Source organism: Protofrankia sp. Cas8, from assembly GCF_963555845.1.
Taxonomy (GTDB): domain Bacteria; phylum Actinomycetota; class Actinomycetes; order Frankiales; family Frankiaceae; genus Protofrankia.
In genome coordinates this window covers 1,951-3,695 of sequence record NZ_CAUVXI010000084.1, presented here as the reverse complement: position 1 = coordinate 3,695, position 1,745 = coordinate 1,951, and the positions used below count along the sequence as shown (strand labels likewise).

At 71.6% G+C, this 1,745-nt stretch carries 2 protein-coding genes; both read left to right on the top strand.

Annotated features, from left to right (window positions below; translation table 11 throughout):
• Positions 1–88: 88 nt before the first annotated feature.
• Positions 89–574 carry a hypothetical protein gene (locus tag U9977_RS13820; protein WP_322749655.1) on the top strand — a complete coding sequence of 162 codons (486 nt, stop codon included), beginning with the start codon at positions 89–91 and terminating at the stop codon, positions 572–574.
• A partial coding sequence (locus U9977_RS13815; RefSeq protein ID WP_322749654.1) for an RHS repeat domain-containing protein occupies positions 474–1,745 on the top strand: 1,272 nt, incomplete at its 3' end. The genes U9977_RS13820 and U9977_RS13815, both read left to right, overlap by 101 nt.

Below are 1,745 nucleotides of genomic sequence, written 5' to 3'. Positions count from 1 at the left end.
ACGTTCTCGGTGCGGATGCTCCTGCCGGTCGGCGGGCGGCTGAGTAGGCGTTCGGCGGACGAAGCCTGGGTGAACAGGGAGGATCGTGGTGAGCGACTGGGGTGTGCTGGGGTTGGAGGGTGATCCGACTCCGGGTGATCCGGATGCGGTGCGGGCGATGGCCGTCCGGTTGCGAGGCCAGGCCGATCTCGCTGAGAGTGGCACCGCGCGGTTGCGGGCGATCGCGAGCAGTGGTGGCGAGCTGGCGATGGCCGGTGATTACGCGCCGGCGTTCACCGAGGCGCTGGTGGAGCTGCCCGACGGGCTGGCGAAGCTGGCCCGGGCCTACCGGGGCTGTGGGGATGCGCTGTTTACCTTTGCGAACGGCCTGACCGAGGCGAAGGCCCAGGCTGGCGGTGCGTTGCGCGGTGACGGCGATGTGGGACGCGGCGGCGGTGGCCGGGCAGGTGCGGGTGGCGGCGGGTCGGGGGCAGGTGGCGGGTGCGGATCGGGCGCGGGCGCGGGCGCGGCGGTTGGCCCTGGATGCGGCGGAGTTGCGCGGGCAGGCGGTGCGGACCTGTGCCCATGGGATTGAGGCTGCGCTCGCGGACAGTGGGATCAAGAACAGGCCGTGGTTGGCGAAGGCGTGGGATGCGGTGTCGGCGCCGTTTCGGTCCTGGGACAGCTTCGTCGACCTCTGCCGGGATGTGGCGATGGTCGCCGGGGTGGTGGCGTTGTTCGTCTCGGGGCCGATCGGGTTGGCGTTGGTCGCGATCGCGCTGGTCGCGGGTGCGGTGGTGTTCGCGGACACGTTGGCGAAGTACGCGCAGGGTAAGGCGTCGTTAGGGCAACTCGGCCTGGACTCGTTGGGTCTGATTCCGGGTGGGCGCGGTGTCGTCAGCGTGGCGCGGCTGGGGCGGACCGCGGTGGCGGTGGGTCGGGGGGTGGGCCGCGGGGAGGGGCTGCGGCTGGTCGGCGCAGGGTTGCGCACCGTGGGTGGTGCGGCGTTGCGGCAGGTACGCACGGCGACCGCCTACGGTCTGGGGGCGGCCGGCCGGGTCCGGGAGACCCTCCAGGCCGGCTATCAGTTCACCAAGACCACCGCGTCTCGGGTGTTGAAGGTCGACCCGGTGGACATGGCGAGCGGGCAGATGATTCTCACGCAGGTCGACGTCGAGCTGCCCGGCCTGCTGGCCTGGGCGCTGCAGCGGACCCACCTGTCGTCGTATCGGGCGGGGCGCTGGTTCGGCCGGTCGTGGAGTTCGACATTGGACCTCCGCCTGGAGATCGACGAGGAGGGCGTGTGTTATGCCGCGTCGGACGGGGTGCTGTTCGCCTACCCCCATCCCGCACCTGGTGCGACGGTGCTGCCGGCGGAGGGCCCACGGCTGGCGTTGACCCGTGACGCCGCCGGTGCCTATACGGTGACCGACCCGGCGACGGGCCACGTTTTCCACTTCGCGCTCCCGGTCGACGGCGCTCGGGAGGTGGCGCTGCCGCTCGCTGCGATCACTGATCGTAACGGCCACCGGGTGGAGTTGGGCTACGACGCCGCCGACGGGACGCTCGCCGAGATCACCCATTCGGGCGGGTACCGGCTGGTGGTGGACACCCAGCAGGACCTGGTCACCGCGATCCGGTTGCGGGGGCGGGCGGGCGAACCCGACACCGAGGTCATCCGGTATGGCTATGACGGGGCCGGCCGGCTGATCGAGGTGGTGAACTCCTCGGGTCGGCCGTTGCGGTTTGCCTACGACACCGCCGGG